The sequence below is a fragment of the Caballeronia sp. dw_19 genome (assembly GCF_018449515.1).
Classification (GTDB): Bacteria; Pseudomonadota; Gammaproteobacteria; order Burkholderiales; family Burkholderiaceae; genus Caballeronia.
Genome location: NZ_JAAVUQ010000001.1, coordinates 172,374 through 191,445, shown reverse-complemented (window position 1 = coordinate 191,445; position 19,072 = coordinate 172,374). Strand labels below are relative to the sequence as shown.

Sequence of the window (19,072 nt, the reverse complement as noted above, 5' to 3'; positions counted from 1 at the left end):
GACGCGGCTCAGACGCCGGGTCGTGCCGCTGGGAGGCAGTTGTTCCGCGAGAGCCGGAAATGCCGTTGCGGGCTTTCCGGCTTCGAGTCACAACTGCGAGTCACAGCTTCAAATCACAGGTTGCTGTCCAGAAACGCGGTCAGTTGCGACTTGGACAATGCGCCGACCTTCTGCGCGGCGACTGCGCCATTCTTGAACAGGATCAGCGTGGGGATACCGCGCACTCCGAACTTGACCGGTGTCGACTGGTGCTCGTCCACATTGATCTTCGCGATCTGCAGGCGGTCGCCGTAGTCCTTGGCCACTTCGTCGAGGATCGGAGCAATCATCTTGCAGGGACCGCACCATTCCGCCCAGAAGTCGAGCAGGACAGGTTTATCCGATTTCGTGACGTCCTGGTCAAAGGATGCGTCGCTGATATGTTTGATCGATTCGCTCATTATGTGAATACCTCTATGAATTCGAGGCCCGCGTTTGAATGCTCGCCACGATACACCAAAACAGGAAATAGTTCGCCGCGCTGCGGGGTGTAGAGCCGCTCGCTTGGGTGGGCGCATACCGTTGCCGGAAAAGCCGCGTTCTGCCCGTCACACGGTGATTAACCGATGCTTCAAATTGTCATCTTAGCTTACTTTGCTATCTGTTGCCGGGTACCGATAGGCCCCGTCTGGATGAATCTCCAGCGCGCAATATTGCGGCGTATTTATACAGCCAGTGCATGCCGCAACGCTGCTGCTCCCAGGTCATGCCCAGGTCATGCATATTGCGATTGCGCGCCTGAATTGCAATAGCACCCTCCCTGGTGGTGGGCGCGGCGATCCTTCTCTGATATGATTCTCCGTGACGGGCCTCCTCGCATGGTGGCGCGGTCAACCTGGTCAGGTCGGGAACGAAGCAGCCACAGCCGTTTTCTACCAGTGCCGAGGGTCGGGCTCGTCACCTTCGCTTTTCGTGTTTGTTTTTCGTCATCGTCTAGTCGTTCTCCGTCCCTCGCTGTATTCGCTTATTTCGTCACGTCCCCGTAGTTTCGCCATCGTTTTGTCCCTCGTTTCACACTTTCTGTATTCCGGGTTTCTCGCGTCTTGTTAAGGTTTGCGTTTTTCGTACGCTTACTTTTCACGTTTTTCGCCCTTGAAAAAGCCACTCTGCCGGTATGCGGGCTAGGTTTCTGCGCGCTGCTTCCACGGGAGTGAGTCTCTTGGCGAAACGCTTTTGCCTCTTGACGTTGCTGATACAATTTCGGCATGACCTATCAAGTTCTCGCACGCAAGTGGCGGCCCAAATCTTTCGCTTCGCTCGTTGGCCAGGAGCACGTGGTACGCGCGCTCACGCACGCGCTCGACGGCGGACGGCTGCACCATGCCTATCTGTTCACCGGCACCCGTGGTGTCGGCAAGACGACGCTGTCGCGGATCTTCGCCAAGGCGCTCAATTGCGAGACCGGCGTGACATCCACGCCGTGCGGCGTATGCCGGGCGTGCAAGGAGATCGATGAGGGACGGTTTGTCGATTATGTGGAGATGGACGCGGCCAGTAATCGCGGCGTGGACGAAATGGCCGCGTTGCTCGAGCGCGCGGTGTACGCCCCCGTCGATGCGCGTTTCAAGGTCTACATGATCGACGAAGTGCACATGCTCACGAACCACGCGTTCAACGCCATGTTGAAGACGCTGGAAGAGCCGCCCGCACACGTCAAGTTCATCCTGGCCACCACTGATCCCCAGAAGATCCCGGTCACCGTGCTGTCGCGCTGCCTGCAGTTCAATCTGAAGCAAATGCCGGCAGGGCAGATCGTGGGGCATCTGGAACATGTGCTTGGTGAAGAGCAGATCCCGTTCGAGCTGCAAGCGTTGCGGCTGTTATCGCGTGCCGCAGACGGCAGCATGCGCGACGCGCTTTCGCTCACTGACCAGGCCATTGCATATTCGGCAAACCAGGTCACCGAGGAGGCCGTGCGCGGCATGCTCGGCGCGCTCGACCAGAGTTATCTGATCCGCTTGCTCGATACCCTCGCGGCCGGCGACGGGCAGGGCGTGCTTGGCATCGCGGACGAGATGGCATTGCGCAGTTTGTCGTTTTCCACGGCGCTGCAGGACTTGGCCGGGTTGTTGCATCGAATCGCGTGGGCGCAGTACGCGCCGGCTTCGGTACTGGACGAATGGCCGGAGGCCGCCGATATCCGCCGTTTCGCCGACTTGCTCAGCGCCGAGCACGTGCAACTGTTCTATCAGATTGCAACGATCGGTCGCGGCGAGCTGGGTCTGGCGCCCGACGAATACGCCGGTTTCACCATGACCCTGTTGCGCATGCTTGCGTTCGAACCCGCGGGTGGTCCAGGTGGAGGCGGCGCGCGAGTGAGGCAGGCGGTTGTGGGTGCGCCCAATGTCGGCGGGACACGTGAGGTGGCGCCGAGTGGTGTAGTAGCTGGTGGGACGGGTTTGTCGGCCGCGGGTGTTGCGACGCCGGCAGTGAAGCGCGCAGTCAATAACGTCTCTACCGGAGCGGCCACGACGGGTTCGGATCGCGAAAAAACGCCGCCGGCGCCGGATGCGGTGTCCGAGCGCAGCCTGGCTGCGGATGGCCGCGATGCGGCTCCGACGCCAGAGGCGGGCTCAGGATCCGTCTCGCGCGAAAATCTTGCAGCGACTAGTGCCGATGTAGCGCAAAGCCTCGCGGTTGAGCCGGCTGCGACGGCGAGGGTGATCGCGGAGCCTGATCAACCGGCTGAGGTTATCGATATCCCCGCCGTTGCCCAGGCTCGTGTCATCGATCCGGAAGATGCAGCGCAAGAGAAGACTGAAGCGCTGACGGACAAATCTGTCGACGATCGGCATGACGATGGCGCAAAGATCGACGCAGCGGATGCGCAAAGCGCTCCGACGACCACTCCTGTTGGAGCGGGGTCCCCTAAAGTAGCGGCACTATCTTCTGATCCGCAGCCTTGGGCCGACGCGCCTTCGTCATCTGCCAGTTCTGATGCATCCCCGGATGAGGTCTTGGCTATTCCTGAGCCAGAAGCGGATTCCGGCTCCGCGACGCTGGCCGCAGCCGCCCAGGAACTCGTCGATCGTGCCGCTACCGATCGGGTCGAGAACCGGGTCGAAAACCGGGCTTTACCGCCGGCTGAAAAACCCCCATCGCCACGTGCGGCGGGCGGTGCTAGCGCCGCGCTCGATGTGTTGCGCAGCGCGGGCATGCGGGTATCGTCGGATCGCGGGGCGCGTCCTTCTGAACCCGTGCGCAAACCCGCAGCGAAGGCGACGCCGACCGTGCAGGTTCCTGTGCCACGCCGGCCTGCTGCTTCGGCCGATCGAAGCGCAGCACCCGCGGCCGACTCAAGGTTTAACGGTGCGCAGCCGAACGTGAACGGCAATGATGCAAATACCGGAGCGCCGCGCGGCGCTAACGGCACTGGCGGCACTGGCGCCATCGCAAGCAAGAACACCGGCGGCGCAACTCCTCCGTGGGAAGAAATGCCGCTGGACGACTATCAACCGGTATCGTCGGAAGAGGGCTATTTCATGCCGCCCGACGACGGTTTCATGCCGGCGTTTGACAGCGGTCCCGACGACCTGCGGTTTAACGATGCACCTGCCGCCAAGCCAGCGCCCAGAGCCGATGCACGCCCGCTGCCGCCGGCTGTCCCGCTCGATGCCATTGGCGTGAGCGGTGACTGGCCAACGCTTGCCGTGGATTTGCCGCTGAAGGGCATCGCTTACCAACTCGCTTTCAATAGCGAACTGACCGCGTGCGACGGCACATCCATCACGCTTGCCGTGCCGGTCCCGCAATACGCCGAAAGCGCACAGGTCGCGAAGCTGAAGGCTGCATTAACCGATAAGCTCGGCCGGCCGATCGACGTGAACGTGAATGTCGGCCCGGCGCGTCGCACGGCCGCCGCGGTCGATGCCGCCACTCGCGCGCAGCGCCAGCAGGAGGCGGAGCAGGAGATTACGCAGAACCCATTCGTGCAGTCGCTGATCCGCGATTTTGGCGCGAGTATCGTGCAAGGTTCGATCAAGCCGCTGGCATCGGGTAGCGCACAGGATGGCGGCCAGAACTCGGCATCGGTGAACTGACGTTTTTTCTGTGGGCGAGGAAAGGCTGGCGCGGCAGGCGGCGGAACATCGCGGACGCTGCACTGCAGGCAAGCACGCAGTGCTCAGGCTCCGAAAATCGTTAAGCTACGCAGCCCGTGAGAATCCTGGAAAGCGATAAAGCCAGAACCCCCGCGCAGCGAACGAGTCAGAGCGTCATACCGAGAGAGTTGCGCAAGCACGGAGGTGAGAACCCCCCTTCACGCCGGACGGCTCGAACGAACATCGAAACACCTGCTGCAAAGCATATAAAGCATTCAAGGCAACAACCTTACCCATTCACAGCCGGCGCGAACCCGGGCCGATCCCGAACCGCGCGGCATGCACTCATTCTCTTTACCCCGTTTCCAGCAAGGAGCCCGACCATGATGAAGAACCAACTCGCCGGCTTGATGAAGCAAGCTCAGCAGATGCAGGACAACATGAAGAAGATGCAGGACGAACTCGCCCTGGTCGAAGTGGAAGGGCAGTCCGGCGCAGGTCTTGTGAAAGTGACCATGACGTGCAAGAACGACGTCCGCCGCGTAACCATCGACCCGAGCCTGCTCGCCGACGACAAGGACATGCTGGAAGACCTCGTTGCCGCTGCATTCAACGACGCCGTGCGTAAAGCCGAAGCCACCACGCAGGAAAAGATGAGCGGCATGACGGCCGGCATGCCGATGCCGCCGGGTTTCAAGCTGCCGTTCTAAGTACCTCAACCCTCAGAGCATAGGGTTCCAAGCGCATGAAACAACCTTCCGCCTTGTCGGCGCTCGTCGAAGCGCTGCGCGCGCTGCCGGGCGTGGGTCCCAAGTCGGCGCAGCGCATGGCCTATCACCTGATGCAGCACGACCGGCCGGGCGCTGAAAAGCTCGGCCGGTCGCTGATGTTCGCCACCGAGCATCTGCAACACTGCGAAAAGTGCAATACGTTCACCGAGGCGGCGATTTGCGAAGTCTGCATCGACCCCGAACGCGATCCCGAACTGCTCTGCGTGGTCGAAACACCCGCGGACCAGATCATGCTCGAACAGACGCTGACGTATCGCGGACTGTATTTCGTGCTGATGGGACGGCTGAGTCCGCTCGACGGCATCGGGCCGAAAGAGATCCATTTCGATCGTCTGATCCAGCGCGCCACCGACGGCCTTGTGAAGGAAATCGTGCTCGCCACGAACTTCACGAACGAAGGTGAGGCGACCGCGCATTACCTCGCACAGACCCTCAAGTCGAAGGGCCTGAAGGTGACGCGCCTTGCGCGCGGCGTGCCGGTAGGCGGCGAGCTCGAATACGTTGACGCGGGCACGATCGCGCGTGCAATGCTGGATCGGCGCTCAGTTTAGACAGCAGTTTGTAGACGTCAGTTACACCGCAACAAGGCAACGATATGACCGAAGCAGAAGCATTGGCGCTCGCTACGCACCGGCATTACAAGGGCGGTTTATATCGCGTGATCGGCGTGGCGCGGCATTCAGAGACGGAAGAGCCGATGATCGTCTATGAGCATCTCTGGCCGCACGATCATGGCCTGTGGGTGCGTCCGGCGGAACTGTTCAATGGCACGCTTGCCGACGGTTCGCCGCGGTTCAAGGCGCTCGACATTCCGCTGTAAAGGCTGTGTGTCGCTGAAGGCGCCTCCGGGCCACTTAAGCCACTTCACGCCGCTGTGAAAGCCACTTTGAAAACCGCTGTGAAAACGACAACGAAGGGGACACCATGAGCGTTTCTACGGGACCGCTCGCCGGCGTCAAGGTGCTCGAACTCGGTACGCTGATCGCCGGGCCGTTCGCCTCGCGCTTCATGGGCGAGTTTGGCGCCGACGTGATCAAGATCGAAGATCCGAACGGCGGCGATCCACTGCGCAAATGGCGCAAGCTGTATCCGGAAGTGGGCGGAACATCGCTATGGTGGGCCGTTCAGGCACGCAATAAAAAGTCGGTGACGGTCAATCTCAAGTCTCCAGAAGGCAAGGAAATCGTCCGGCGGCTGGCGAAGGAAGCCGATATCGTCGTCGAGAATTTCCGGCCGGGCTTGCTCGAGAAACTCGGGCTGGGCTATGAGGTGTTGTCTGCCGAGAACCCCGGCCTCGTGATGGTGCGGCTGTCGGGTTACGGGCAGACCGGGCCGTATCGCGACCGGCCGGGCTTTGGCGCTATCGCTGAATCGATGGGCGGATTGCGCCACATCACCGGTTATCCGGACCTGCCGCCGCCACGCATCGGCATTTCCATTGGCGACTCCATTGCAGCGCTGCATGGCGTGATCGGCGCGTTGATGGCGCTGCATCATCGGCAAGCGAATGGCGGCAAGGGGCAAGTGGTCGATGTCGCGCTGTACGAAGCCGTCTTCAACATGATGGAAAGCGTCGTACCCGAATACGGCGTGTACGGCATGATCCGCGAGCGCACGGGTGCGTCGCTGCCGGGCATCGTGCCGTCGAACACGTATCCGTGCCGCGACGGCAGTATTGTGATTGGCGGCAACAGCGATCCAATCTTCAAACGGCTGATGCTCGCGATCGGCCGCGAAGACCTGGGCAACGATCCCACGCTGGCATCGAATGACGGGCGCGTGCCGCGCACACGGGAAATTGACGACGCTATCCGCGTATGGCTTTGCACCCGCTCCATAGATGAGGCACTTGCCGTGCTGAACGCCGCGGATGTTCCTGCCGGCCGGATCTATAGCGTGGCCGATATGTTCACCGATCCGCAATACATCGCGCGCCAGATGATCCAGCATTTTCCCTGGCAGGATGGCCGGGAGATCGCGCTGCCGAACGTCACGCCGAAGTTGTCGGAGACGCCGGGCGAGACACGCTGGCTTGGCCCGCAACTCGGCGAACACACGGACGACGTCCTGCAATCGCTCGGGTATGAGCCTGACGAGATTGCGCGGCTTCGGGCGAACAAGGCGATTTAAGTTTCCACGGTCTTGGTTTATGCCAGCCACCGCCTCGCGATTCGTCAAGGTTCGATCACGATCTTTCCCGACACGCGCCGGCTGGCCATGTCGTTCAATGCCTCGGCGGTCTGCGCAAGGGCGTAGCGCTTCGTGACGTGCGGCCGTACCCGGCCGTCCTTGATCCAGCCGAAAATCTGCTGCAACGCGGCGCTCGCCAGGTCGGGCTCGCGCTGGATATGCTGGCCCCAAAACACGCCAACAATACTCGCGCCCTTGAGCAGCGCGAGGTTGAGCGGCAGCTTCGGAATCTCGCCGTTCGCAAACCCGACCACGAGATACCGGCCGCGCCACCCGATGCTGCGAAAAGCCGGTTCCGCATACTCGCCGCCGACCGGGTCGTAGATGACGTCGGGCCCGTTCCCGTCCGTCAGCACCTTGATCCGTTCGCGCAGGTTTTCACTCGTGTAGTCGATGGTGGCGTCCGCGCCATGTTCCACGCACAACGCGAGCTTTTCCGGACTCGACGCCGCCGCAATCACGCGCGCACCAAGCGCCTTGCCAATTTCCACCGCAGCCAGCCCGACGCCGCCCGCAGCGCCCAGCACGAGCATGGTTTCGCCGGCCTTCAGTGCGCCCCGGTCGACCACGGCGTGGTGCGAGGTGCCGTACGCGAGCGTAATGGCCGCGGCGCTGGCGAAGTCGATGTCGTCGGGCAATGGCATACATGCCGCCTCGCTTGCCAGCGCCTGCTCGGCGAACGCACCTTGCGCCGTGTAGGCGGCGACCCGCATGCCGGCCTTCAACCGCTTGACGTCAGGGCCTACAGCCCGCACCACACCCGCGAACTCGGAACCGGGCGTGAACGGCAGTTCGGGCTTCATCTGGTACTTGTTCTGGATCACGAGGACGTCAGGGAAGTTCACGCTGGCGGCGCGTACGTCGATCACTACCTGGCCCGGCCCGGGCTGGAGGTCGGGGAGTGTTTCCAGAACGAGGGAGTCCGGTGGGCCGTACTGGTTGCATCGAATGGCGCGCATGGTGTCTCCGGGTGAAATTACCGTGATCTGGCAGTGTAGATCAGGGCTGCATGAGCGTGCGCCTGTCCCTGTCTCGTTGGCCGAAAGGTCTATAAAACGCGTGCGACTTGCCCGCAGTAAAGCGCTATAGCAGACCGTTTGGCCGAGTGTCCCGCCGTCGATCCGCGGGCCTTCCGTCCTCGGTTACAATCGTCGGATGCGAATTCTACTCAGCAACGACGACGGTTATCTGGCCCGCGGCCTCAACGTGCTGCACGTGGCCATGCAGCCGCTTGGCGAAGTCACCGTGATGGCGCCCGAGCAAAACTGCAGCGGCGCTTCGAACTCACTGACGCTGTCGCGGCCGCTCACCATTCACACTGCGGCGAATGGTTTCAACTACGTGAACGGCACGCCAACGGACTCGGTGCACATCGCGCTCACGGGCATGCTGGCCGAGCAGCCGGATCTGGTGGTATCGGGCATCAACAATGGCCAGAACATGGGCGAGGACACGTTGTATTCCGGTACGGTCGCCGCTGCCACGGAAGGGTTCATGTTCGGCGTGCCGGCCATCGCGTTTTCGCTGGTCGGGCGCGACTGGCTGCATCTGGAGGACGCGGCGCGCGTGGCGGCGGACATCGTTGCGCACTTTCTCGCGCACCCCATGCCCGGCCATCCGCTGCTCAGCGTGAACATTCCGAGTCTGCCGTATGACGAGATGGGCGAGTGGCGCATTACGCGGCTGGGCAAGCGCCATCCATCGCAGCCGGTCGTTCGGCAAATCGATCCGCGCGGTAACCCGATCTGGTGGATCGGGCCGTCCGGCGACGCGCTCGATGCAAGCGAAGGCACGGACTTCCACGCGGTGGCGAACGGCCATATCTCGATCACGCCGCTGCAACTCGATCTGACGCATACGAAGCTGCTGCCCGCTACGCGCGAGTGGGCCGAGGCACGGAGCCGCCGTTCATGACGGACGAACGCGCGAAACGCTTTCCGCTGGCGCTCGCCGACCTGGTGCGCGAGCCACGCAAGACGGCTGCGCGTCCCGATGCGCGCAGCAAGCCGGCATTGAAGGCGATTTCGGGCGGCGGTGTTCAGAAATCCGCGGCGGGTGCGCACAAGGCCTCTGCGGTTGCGCCGAAACTGGCGGGCGGAAGGGCAGTAAAACCGTCGGCTGGCATGCATCCCGGCACGAAGGTGAGTGCAGTGGCGAAACCTGAATTGAAGGCGCTCGCGGGCAATACGGCGGCGCGAGGCGTGGCGGGCAGCCCGGCTACATCGACGGGAGAGGGGCATCGTCCGGCTCCAAGATTGCATACTGCATCGAAACCTTCCACCGTCGTCACGCATCATCAGCCCGGCGCGCTGCGTTCGGGTGCGCGTCCGAACGAAACGCGCGATGCCCAGCCAAGGTCCAGGACGCACTTGAAGCCGGATGCAAAATCGAATTCACAACCGGCGAATTTACAACCAGCGAAGCTGCAACCGGCGCCGCAGCCCGACGTCAAATCGAACGTCCGAAAGGCTGCATCCCAGGCCGGGCAGCAAAGCACTCATGCGCTGACATCGGAACGAGTGCGTGAGCGCATGGTCGAACGGCTGCGTGCCAACGGCATCACGGACGCACGCGTGCTCGCTGCCATGGCCGCAGTGCCGCGCCATATGTTCGTCGATCCCGGACTTGCCACCCAGGCTTATGAGGATGCGGCGCTGCCGATCGGTCATCATCAGACTATCTCGAAGCCGTCGGTGGTCGCGCGGATGATCGAGCTGGTCGCGGCCGGACGGACGCTCAGGAATGTGCTGGAAATTGGCACGGGCTGCGGGTATCAGGCGGCTGTGTTGTCGCAGGTCGCAACCGACGTGTATTCCATTGAACGGATCCGGCCGTTATCAGAGCGCGCAAAGCTGAACCTGCGGCCGTTGCGCGTGCCGAACATCCGTCTGCATTACGGCGATGGCCGCCTCGGACTGCCGGCGGTCGCGCCGTTTGACGCCATCGTGATTGCTTGTGCCGGACTCGACGTTCCGCAAGCGTTGCTCGATCAACTCGCTGTAGGCGGCAGACTTGTTGCGCCCGTCGGATCCCAGACGGCGCAAGCGCAGATACTGACGCTCGTCGAGCGCGTTTCGCCCACTCAATGGCGCGAGTCGCAGCTCGATCGGGTTTTCTTTGTACCCTTAAAATCCGGAGTGATTTGACACCGATGAGTATGTTGCGTGCTAAACGAGAAGTGAGCGCGAACCCCGGTCTGTCGGTGGTTCAGCGCGGTTTATGCGTCGTGGCGCTGTCCGCATTGGCCGCCTGCGCGACCCGGATGGATCAGGCGCCCGTCGTCGACCGGACTGGATCCGCTATCGGCACGCAGGCTGCCCAGGATGGAGCCGTGTTGCCGCCGGGTCCGCCGCCACCGGGTTACTACCGAGTGAAGCCGGGTGACACCCTATACCGGATCGCACTGGAAAACGGCCAGAATTATCGGGATATCGCGTCATGGAACAACATGACGAACCCGAACCAGATCGAAGTCGACCAGTTGTTGCGCGTGGCGCCTCCGGGCGCCAATCTCGCGGCTGCAACGCCGGGCGTTTCTACCGCTCCGATTGTTGGCGGCGGGGTGCAGGCCCAGCCGCTCAACAATACGTACGGAGCGAATCCGTCTGGGGCTCCCGGCACCAATGGCTACGCAAATGGCGGCACGCCGGCGGCGCCGAATTACGGCACGTCGTCCGGCATGGGAGCAATGCCGGGCACAGCGGCGCCAGGACTTGCCATGACGCAGCCACCGGGAACGGGTGTTGACAACGGCGCGGCCGCGGTTCCGTCTGCGCAGCCGGCGTTCATCTGGCCGGCGCGCGGACCGATTCTCGGGACGTTCGATGACGCGAAGAACAAAGGCTTGAACATTGGCGGCGCAACGGGAGATCCGGTCAATGCGGCCGCCGACGGACGGGTCGTCTACTCCGGCAACGGTCTGCGCGGATATGGCAATCTCGTCATCATCAAGCACGACGCAACTTTTCTTACCGCGTACGCACATAACAGTGCTTTGATGGTAAAAGAGGGAGACGCGGTGACAAAAGGGCAGAAAATCGCCGAGATGGGCAACAGCGATTCGGACCGCGTGATGTTGCATTTCGAAGTCCGCCGGCAGGGCAAACCTGTCGACCCTCTGAAGTATTTGCCGCCGCAATAAGCGAAGCCATCATGCCTAAATCGAAGCGCCAACCGCCGCAAGCCGAGACTGAGACAATCAGCCGACCCACGCAGACAACGGTGGAAGACGGCGCTTCGAGCCAGGCAGACGAATCTGAAGGCGAAACGGCCGACGCCGAGCTCGATTCAGACGAAGACAATGGCGCGAACGGCAAGGATGCCGTCGAGGCTGCGGCTGAATCCGTACCCGACGTCGACGACTTCAAGTCTATTTTGCAGGCCGAACTCACGGCCGACACAATCCAGCATTACCTGAATCGAATCAGCGTGAAGCCGCTGCTGACAGTCGAGGAAGAGCAACGCTATTCGCGGCTGGCGAAAGCCGGCGAATTCGAAGCGCGTCAGGTCATGATCGAGCGCAATCTGCGGCTGGTGGTCAGTATCGCGAAGGGGTATTTGAATCGTGGCGTGCCGCTGCTCGATCTGATCGAGGAGGGCAATCTTGGTTTGATGCACGCTATCGAAAAATTCGATCCCACGCGTGGTTTCCGGTTTTCGACGTATGCCACGTGGTGGATCCGGCAGAGCATCGAGCGCGCGATCATGAATCAGGCGCGCACGGTGCGCCTGCCTGTTCACGTGATTCGAGAACTCAATCAGGTGCTGCGCGCGAAACGTCATCTCGAAAAAAGCTCGGCGAATTCGACGGCGGCCATTGCGCCGGACCGGCGCGATGCGAGTATTGATGACATCGCGCATCTCACCGGCAAAACGCCCGAGGAAGTCACGGACATCCTCGCGCTCAACGAACACACGGCCTCGCTCGATGCGCCGTTGGATCTGGATCCGGCGAGCAGCCTGCTCGATCTGCTGTCCGACGACGCAAGCCAGTCTCCGGATTCGGAAGTTCAGCATCGCGAACTGGAAACGCTCACGAAGCTGTGGCTTTCCCGTCTCTCCGACAAACACCGGCACGTGATCGAGCGCCGCTTCGGCCTGAACCATATTGAGCCTGCCACACTCGAAGAACTCGCCGACGAAATGGGCCTGACGCGCGAACGCGTACGCCAGATCCAGCAAGAAGCGCTGGTGCGGCTCAAGCGTTTCTTCGCATCGAACGGTGTGCGAAAAGACGCCGTGCTCTAGTAGGCGAGGCGCCGTCCTTGCAACGCTGTCCTTAAAAAAATAATGACACCCATTCTCGTATTCGACATCGAGACGATTCCCGATGTCGACGGTATTCGCCGTCTCGATTCTCTTCCCGCCACGCTGACCGACATCGAGGTAGCGGAGCATGCGTTCGCCGCACGCCGCGAAAAGGTGGGCAACGACTTCCTGCCGCATCATCTGCAGCGCATAGCCGCCATTTCGTGCGTGTTTCGTGATAACACGGGTTTTCGCGTCCGTTCGCTCGGCACGACGACGGATTCGGAGGCGTCGCTGATCCAGTCGTTTTTTCGGGTGATCGAAAAATATACGCCGCAACTCGTTTCATGGAATGGCGGCGGTTTCGATCTGCCCGTGCTGCACTACCGCGCGATGGTGCATGGCGTGGCCGCGTCCCGCTACTGGGACCAGGGCAACGACGATCGCGAGTTCCGCTACAACAACTACATCAGCCGTTATCACGCGCGCCACACTGACCTGATGGACGTGCTCGCGATGTACCAGGCGCGCGCGAACGCGCCGCTCGATGCGCTCGCCAAGCTGTGTGGTTTTCCAGGCAAGCTGGGCATGGACGGCGGCATGGTCTGGCAGGCGTACTCGGAAGGGCGCATAGAAGAAATCCGCAATTATTGCGAGACGGACGTGGTCAACACGTACCTGATGTATTGCCGTTTTCAACTGATGCGCGGTGGGTTTTCCGCAGAAGAGTATGCCGACGAGATCAGCTTCGTAAAGAATGCGCTCGCGCTTGAGCCGGCGTCCCACTGGGCTGAATATCTGGCCGCGTTCGACGACTGAGCACCGCGCCGGGGCTCTCCCGGCATCGTCTACAATCTCGCTTTCAATGCTCTTTTCCGGGGTCTTGGCCCCGCTTTTCGTTTCGTTTTCCACTTCCCGATTGTTCATCTTTTCACATTAGCCAGGAAGTCCGCAGGTGTCTCACGCTCGAAAAAAATCGCGTAATCGCTGGAATCCGCCGACTCGGATCGTTCCTCTGGACCCTTCGGCCGCGCCGCTCGAGATCGAAATCAAATCGCTCGATATGGATGCCCAAGGTGTCGGCCGCGCGACGGCCGAGGACGGCTCGGACGGCTCGGACGGCAAGGTTATTTTCGTGGAAGGCGCGCTGCCGGGTGAACGCGTGTTGTATGCGAGTTTTCGCAAGAAGGCCGCATTCGAGCAGGCGCTGCTAATTAAAATCCTGCGTGAAAGCGTCATGCGCACGCGGCCGAAATGCCCTTATTTCAGTAAATGCGGCGGCTGCTCCATGCAGCACCTCGACGTGCGGGCGCAGATCGCCGTCAAGCAACGCGTCCTCGAGGATGACCTGCAGCACATCGGCAAGCTCCACGCGGAAACGATCTACCGGCCCATTCACGGGCCGTCGTGGGGATACCGGTATCGGGCGCGGCTGGCTGTGCGGCTGATCGCGGGAAAGGGTGGCGCGCTGGTGGGATTCCACGAGAAAAAGAGCAGTTTTGTCGCCGATATGGAAACTTGCGACGTCCTGCATCCGAATGTGTCGGCGCTGTTGATGCCGCTGCGCGCGCTCGTCCGCGATTTATCCATTCGCGACCGGCTGCCGCAGATCGAAGTGGCCGTTGGGGCCGAGATAACCGCACTGGTGCTGCGAATTCTTGAACCACTGACGCAGGCGGACGAAGCGCTGCTGCGTATTTTCGCCGATGCCCATGGCGTCCAGTTCTGGCTGCAGCCAAAGGGGCCGGAGACGGCTTACCCGTTTTATCCTCTGGGGCAGGAACTGGCTTACACGCTGCCGGAATTCGGCATCCGCATGCCGTTCAAGCCAACCGATTTCACCCAGGTCAATCATCAGATCAACCGGGTACTCGTCAGCCGCGCGTTGCGGCTGCTGGCCGCGCAGCGCACGGATCGGGTACTGGATCTGTTTTGCGGTATCGGCAATTTCACATTGCCGCTCGCGCGGATGGCGCGTGAAGTGGTGGGTATCGAGGGAAGCGCGGGCCTGACCGAACGTGCGCTGGAAAATGCCAGGACAAATGGCGTTCATGAGCATACATCGTTCGCATGCCGAAACCTCTTCGAGATCACAGCAGACGATTTTCGCGCGCTAGGTCCCTTCGACAAGATCCTCATTGATCCACCGCGTGAGGGCGCGCTGGCGGTATCGAAGGCGTTGGGGGAAATTGCTCAGAGCGGCGAGGGCGTGTTGCCCAAGCGGATTGTGTACGTCTCCTGCAATCCGGCAACACTCGCCCGAGACGCGGGCGTGCTCGTGCGCGATGCCGGTTATCGCATGAAGGGCGCGGGAGTAGTGAACATGTTTCCGCATACATCGCACGTCGAATCGATTGCGCTGTTTGAGCGCGACTGAATCCCAGGCTTTGAATCCCCAAGCTTTCTGAGCACAAAAAACGAGCACAAAAAAACCGGCCTTCGAAAAGGCCGGTTTTTACGAGCGAAGCACGATCAACGCGCAATCAGTTCCGGTTGCCACCAAAGATACCGAGCAACATCAACAGGTTCGTGAACACGTTGTACAAATCCAGATAGATCGCGAGCGCGGCGCTGATGTAATTCGTTTCGCCGCCATTCACCACGCGCTGGACGTCGAACAGCATGTACGCCGAGAAGATCACGATAGCCAGCACCGATACCGTCAGCATCAAGGCCGGCAGGTGCAGGAACACGTTCGCGAACGCGGCCAGCAGCAATACCAGTACGCCCATGAAGAGCCACTTGCCAAGACCGGAAAAGTCGCGCTTGCTGACCGTCGCGATAGTCGCCATGGCAGCGAAGATCACACCAGTGCCACCAAACGCCATCATGATGAGCTGCGGCCCGTTCGTGTAGCCGAGAATGAAGCTCAGCAAACGCGACAGCATCAGGCCCATGAAGAACGTAAAGCCGAGCAGCACGAACACGCCGATGCTGCTGTTCTTGGTGCGCTCGATGGCGAACATGAAGCCGAACGCAATTGCCATGAATGCGATGAAGCTCATGGCGGGGCTGGTAGCCGCGAACAGGGAGAAGCCCGTTGCTACGCCGACCCACGCGCCCAATACGGTTGGGACCATGGACAGCGCGAGCAGCCAGTAGGTGTTCCGGAGTACGCGGTTGCGGGTTTCGGACGACGTGACGCTACCGCTGCGGCCAAAACCGTAAGGGGATTCGTTCATGGTTTCTCCTTGCCTAAACTTGTGTAAAGCCATCTGGTTCAAAAACACCGGCTTGATTTGCCGTAAAACGCCGGCGCTACCGTGCGAAAACACGGCTTTTGTCAGTCAGGCGGCCTGGTTGGACGATTGGCCGCGAAGACCTTTAGCTGCATTGTACGCTTCGGACACGACGGCCCTTCCCACACAAAATATGGCGCTATCTTGCGCCGAAATCAACGATGTTGCTGTGCAGTACGAAGACCGGGAAAATTACCGCGCGTTTCATACCCACGCTGCAATCCGCACTGCAATTCATTCCTTGCTTTGACGCTTACGAAGTCGTAAGGTTTCCATCGCAATCATACAATGCTTCGTGCTACAATTGTCGATTCATTTATATTCGTAACCCGTTCATTTTTTGGAGTTTTTCATGGCGATCGAGCGCACCCTGTCGATTATTAAACCGGATGCAGTGGCAAAGAATGTGATCGGCCAGATCTACAGCCGTTTTGAGCAAGCTGGCCTCAAGATCATCGCAGCTCGCATGGTCCACCTGTCGCGCGCTGACGCGGAAAAGTTCTACGCAGTTCACGCTGCCCGCCCGTTCTTCAAGGACCTGGTCGAATTCATGATCTCGGGCCCCGTGATGATCCAGGCGCTGGAAGGCGAAAACGCCATCCTGACGAATCGTGACCTGATGGGCGCAACCGACCCGAAGAAGGCTGACAAGGGCACGATCCGCGCGGATTTCGCCGACAGCATCGACGCTAACGCGGTCCACGGTTCGGACGCGGCTGAAACCGCACGTCAGGAAATCGCTTTCTTCTTCCCCGAAGTGAACGTCTATTCGCGTTGATTCGGGAGTAGATTTATCGCAGGAATTGGCGCGAAATAGCTGGAGTGCGGCTCAGAACGCGTTCCATTTTTCGCTCAGCAAGGAAATGGCAGAATCGAAATGACAGCTGCAACAGTCAACCTTCTGGACCTCGATGCCGCCGGGCTCGTCGCTTATTGCGACAGCCTGGGCGAAAAGCCGTTTCGCGCCAAGCAATTGCAACGCTGGATTCATCAGTTCGGTGCCGACGACTTCGACGGCATGACGGACCTGGCGAAATCGCTGCGTGAAAAATTGAAAGGGCGGGCAAGCCTGGATATGCCCGCCATCGTCCGCGATCACGTGTCCACAGACGGCACACGCAAGTGGCTGATCGACGTGGGCAACAGCAACGCGGTCGAAACCGTGTACATCCCGGAAGAAAATCGCGGCACGCTTTGCGTTTCGTCGCAAGCGGGCTGCGCCGTGAATTGCCGGTTTTGTTCCACCGGCAAGCAGGGTTTTTCGCGCAATCTGAGCACGGGCGAGATCATCGGCCAGTTGCGCATGGCCGAGTTTGCGCTGCGGGCCTCGAAAAGCGATAGTTACGGCGCACCGAATAACGGCAAGGCCGATCGCGTCGTGACCAACGTCGTGATGATGGGCATGGGCGAACCCCTGCTCAACTACGACGCCGTCGTGCCGGCCATGCGGCTGATGCTCGACGACAACGCATACGGACTGTCGCGTCGCCGCGTGACGTTGTCCACATCGGGTGTCGTTCCCATGATGGACCGTCTCGGCGCGGATCTGCCGGTGGCGCTTGCCGTGTCGCTGCATGCGCCCACTGATTCGCTTCGCGACATGCTGGTGCCGTTGAACAAGAAATATCCGCTGCGTGAATTGATGGCTGCGTGCCAGCGTTACCTGTTGGTCGCGCCGCGCGATTTCGTCACATTCGAATATTGCATGCTCGACGGCGTGAACGACAGCGAAGCGCACGCGCGCGAGCTGGTTGCGCTTACGCGTGATGTGCCGTGCAAATTCAACCTGATTCCGTTCAATCCGTTCCCCGAGTCGGGTTTGACGCGCTCGAGCAACGAACAGATCAAGCGATTCGCGCAGGTGCTGATGGACGCTGGCGTTGTGACAACTGTGCGCAAGACGCGCGGCGACGACATCGATGCGGCATGCGGCCAGTTGGCCGGCGAGGTTCAGGATCGTACGCGGCTGGCCCAGCGCATGGGCAAGTCCGCGAAGGTCATCGAGGTTCGCGCTGTCTGAGCTTCCGGCGGGAGGGTCGTGCTGCCGACCTGCGGCGACTCATTCAGCGGAAAAACCGGAAAATTCGGCAATAAATGATAGAAGACGGCGCACAATGCCGTGCATTTTGTTATAAAGCCGTCTGCAACGCCGACTCGGCTGTGTCCGCGGTGACGCTAAGGTCAGCAACGAAGCTGAACAGCGACAAAAAAGAATCAATGCGAGGAATTTGGGATGAGTGAGCCGCAGCACCCGACGCCTTTCGGCGCTCATAAAGGTGGCCAATCAGGCAGTCAGGCCGGAGCTTTGCCCGGAAGCCAGCCCGAGAACGTCGCGAGCGCCGCCAGTACCACGCCGGGCGGCATTCAGCAGGCAGCGAGTCTTGATTCGGTCGCAGCAGTCGGTGCGCGACTTACGCAGCTTCGCGAAGCGAAGAACTGGTCTCTGGACGACGTATCCGCGCGGCTGAAGGTATCGCCGCAGAAGCTGCGTGCGCTCGAGAGCGGCGATCTCAGCCTTTTCCCCGACCGGAATTTCGCGACGGGCATTGTGCGCAGTTACGCGAAAATCATGGGCGCCGATCCGGCTCCGTTCACCGCCGCGCTGCGACACGCGAATGGTCCGGTCGAGCAGAATTTGTCGTTGCCGGCATCGTCAGGTGCGGGTTTGCCGCGCGGCCGCGTGTCGGTCCCGCTTGGCAGTTCGCCGCGACGCCGGTCCTGGTTATGGGGCGTTGCCGCGGTGATCGTTGCCGTGATTGCGCTCGCCATGTGGCACACGGGTGGGGATTCCGCCGCGTGGTTTGCCCGGCTGAAGGCCAGCGCCAACAATGCAACTCAGGCAACGAACAGCGAAACCAGTGCGAGTTCGTCGGTGGCGGCTACCGACGAAGCAACGGCCAATACGGGTTCGGTTGCGTCGGGTGACGCCGCTACTGAGCCGCCGGCTAATGCAACTGAGGCTCAAGCTCAGGCTGGAACGCAGGCAGGTGCCCAGCCGATGCCGAGCCCGCTAGGTACGAATGCGCTGCCCGCGTCATCGTCCACTATTACGGCCGTTCAGGGCGCCGCCGCACATGCACAAAGTGCGAGCGCTCCGGTGACGGCGCCGTTGGCGAATGCAGCGAAACCGGCGCTATCGGCGGATGCGGCTGTTACCGCGTCAGCGACTGCTTCAGTTGGTACCGGCGCCAACGAACTCGAATTGAAGGTGGCGAGCGATAGCTGGTTCAGCGTGCGCCAGAAGGACGGCAAGGAAGTGTTTTCAGGCCTGGTCAAGGCTGGCAGCGTGCAACGAGTGGCAGGCGACGCGCCGTTCAAGATCACGGTTGGAAATCGGGCAGGCCTCGATTCGCTGACGTTCGACGGACAACCCGTCGAACCAGCCAAATTTGGTCCTGCGAAGGGCAACGTCGCCCGCTTTTCGCTGCCCTGATCTCGCGGCCCCGGGTCGTCCAAGCGTGCATTCGTGCATGATCAGGCCCGCGCCGTTACAGGACGCGGGCTTGAAAGAATTACGCCACACGGC

Annotated in this window: 17 protein-coding genes and 1 other RNA gene; 15 read left to right on the top strand and 3 right to left on the bottom strand. The window is 61.1% G+C overall.

Annotated elements, in window-relative coordinates:
* Nucleotides 1–113: 113 nt before the first annotated feature.
* Nucleotides 114–440, bottom strand: coding sequence for a thioredoxin TrxA (trxA, locus tag HB376_RS00795; RefSeq protein ID WP_031356443.1), 327 nt, complete (start codon nt 438–440; stop codon nt 114–116).
* 402 nt (nt 441–842) lie between these two features.
* Between trxA and ffs the strand changes: the two genes are divergently transcribed.
* From ffs to HB376_RS00765, 6 genes are all read left to right on the top strand, one after another.
* An RNA gene (gene ffs, locus HB376_RS00790) (signal recognition particle sRNA small type) lies at nt 843–941 on the top strand.
* A 303-nt stretch (nt 942–1,244) separates the two neighbouring features.
* Nucleotides 1,245–4,079, top strand: a complete 2,835-nt coding sequence (gene dnaX, locus HB376_RS00785) for a DNA polymerase III subunit gamma/tau (RefSeq protein WP_213761532.1) — start codon at nt 1,245–1,247, stop codon at nt 4,077–4,079.
* 383 nt (nt 4,080–4,462) lie between these two features.
* Nucleotides 4,463–4,789 carry a YbaB/EbfC family nucleoid-associated protein gene (locus HB376_RS00780; protein ID WP_158934461.1) on the top strand — a complete coding sequence of 109 codons (327 nt, stop codon included), beginning with the start codon at nt 4,463–4,465 and terminating at the stop codon, nt 4,787–4,789.
* Nucleotides 4,790–4,824: 35 nt separating this feature from the next.
* Nucleotides 4,825–5,421, top strand: a complete 597-nt coding sequence (recR, locus tag HB376_RS00775) for a recombination mediator RecR (protein ID WP_031356440.1) — start codon at nt 4,825–4,827, stop codon at nt 5,419–5,421.
* A 44-nt stretch (nt 5,422–5,465) separates the two neighbouring features.
* A complete protein-coding gene (locus HB376_RS00770; protein WP_031356439.1) occupies nt 5,466–5,690 on the top strand; it encodes a DUF1653 domain-containing protein in 225 nt (74 codons plus the stop codon).
* Between the two features lie 104 nt (nt 5,691–5,794).
* On the top strand, nt 5,795–7,000 hold the full coding sequence (locus HB376_RS00765; protein WP_213761531.1) for a CaiB/BaiF CoA-transferase family protein: 1,206 nt from the start codon (nt 5,795–5,797) through the stop codon (nt 6,998–7,000).
* 44 nt (nt 7,001–7,044) lie between these two features.
* Here HB376_RS00765 and HB376_RS00760 read toward each other — a convergent pair whose 3' ends face one another.
* Nucleotides 7,045–8,019, bottom strand: coding sequence for an NADPH:quinone oxidoreductase family protein (locus HB376_RS00760; protein ID WP_213761530.1), 975 nt, complete (start codon nt 8,017–8,019; stop codon nt 7,045–7,047).
* Between the two features lie 196 nt (nt 8,020–8,215).
* On the opposite strand from HB376_RS00760, the gene surE reads away from it, so the two are divergent.
* The 6 genes from surE to rlmD all read left to right on the top strand — a co-directional run bounded on the left by surE (nt 8,216) and on the right by rlmD (nt 14,684).
* Nucleotides 8,216–8,974 (top strand): 5'/3'-nucleotidase SurE, encoded by a 759-nt coding sequence (gene surE / locus HB376_RS00755; protein WP_213761529.1) that lies wholly within the window; start codon nt 8,216–8,218, stop codon nt 8,972–8,974.
* The gene (locus HB376_RS00750; RefSeq protein WP_213761528.1) at nt 8,971–10,206 is read left to right on the top strand and encodes a protein-L-isoaspartate(D-aspartate) O-methyltransferase; all 1,236 of its coding nucleotides are present in this window, start codon (nt 8,971–8,973) and stop codon (nt 10,204–10,206) included. Before surE ends, HB376_RS00750 begins: the two co-directional genes overlap by 4 nt.
* Before the next feature lie 5 nt (nt 10,207–10,211).
* Nucleotides 10,212–11,201, top strand: coding sequence for a peptidoglycan DD-metalloendopeptidase family protein (locus tag HB376_RS00745; protein WP_213761527.1), 990 nt, complete (start codon nt 10,212–10,214; stop codon nt 11,199–11,201).
* 11 nt (nt 11,202–11,212) lie between these two features.
* Nucleotides 11,213–12,307, top strand: coding sequence for an RNA polymerase sigma factor RpoS (gene rpoS / locus HB376_RS00740; RefSeq protein WP_213761526.1), 1,095 nt, complete (start codon nt 11,213–11,215; stop codon nt 12,305–12,307).
* Nucleotides 12,308–12,349: 42 nt separating this feature from the next.
* Nucleotides 12,350–13,126, top strand: coding sequence for a 3'-5' exonuclease (locus HB376_RS00735; protein WP_213761525.1), 777 nt, complete (start codon nt 12,350–12,352; stop codon nt 13,124–13,126).
* 187 nt (nt 13,127–13,313) lie between these two features.
* Nucleotides 13,314–14,684 carry a 23S rRNA (uracil(1939)-C(5))-methyltransferase RlmD gene (gene rlmD, locus HB376_RS00730; RefSeq protein ID WP_346730424.1) on the top strand — a complete coding sequence of 457 codons (1,371 nt, stop codon included), beginning with the start codon at nt 13,314–13,316 and terminating at the stop codon, nt 14,682–14,684.
* Between the two features lie 106 nt (nt 14,685–14,790).
* On the opposite strand, the gene HB376_RS00725 is transcribed toward rlmD, so the two are convergent.
* Complete coding sequence (locus HB376_RS00725) at nt 14,791–15,489, bottom strand: Bax inhibitor-1/YccA family protein (RefSeq protein WP_031356430.1); 699 nt, start codon at nt 15,487–15,489, stop codon at nt 14,791–14,793.
* 409 nt (nt 15,490–15,898) lie between these two features.
* On the opposite strand from HB376_RS00725, the gene ndk reads away from it, so the two are divergent.
* The 3 genes from ndk (at nt 15,899) to HB376_RS00710 (ending at nt 18,979) form a co-directional block, all read left to right on the top strand.
* Entirely contained in the window at nt 15,899–16,324 is a 426-nt protein-coding gene (gene ndk / locus HB376_RS00720) for a nucleoside-diphosphate kinase (protein WP_047897645.1), read from the top strand.
* Nucleotides 16,325–16,423: 99 nt separating this feature from the next.
* A complete protein-coding gene (gene rlmN, locus HB376_RS00715) occupies nt 16,424–17,566 on the top strand; it encodes a 23S rRNA (adenine(2503)-C(2))-methyltransferase RlmN (protein WP_213761524.1) in 1,143 nt (380 codons plus the stop codon).
* Nucleotides 17,567–17,779: 213 nt separating this feature from the next.
* A complete protein-coding gene (locus tag HB376_RS00710) occupies nt 17,780–18,979 on the top strand; it encodes a RodZ domain-containing protein (RefSeq protein WP_213761523.1) in 1,200 nt (399 codons plus the stop codon).
* Nucleotides 18,980–19,072 lie beyond the last annotated feature (93 nt).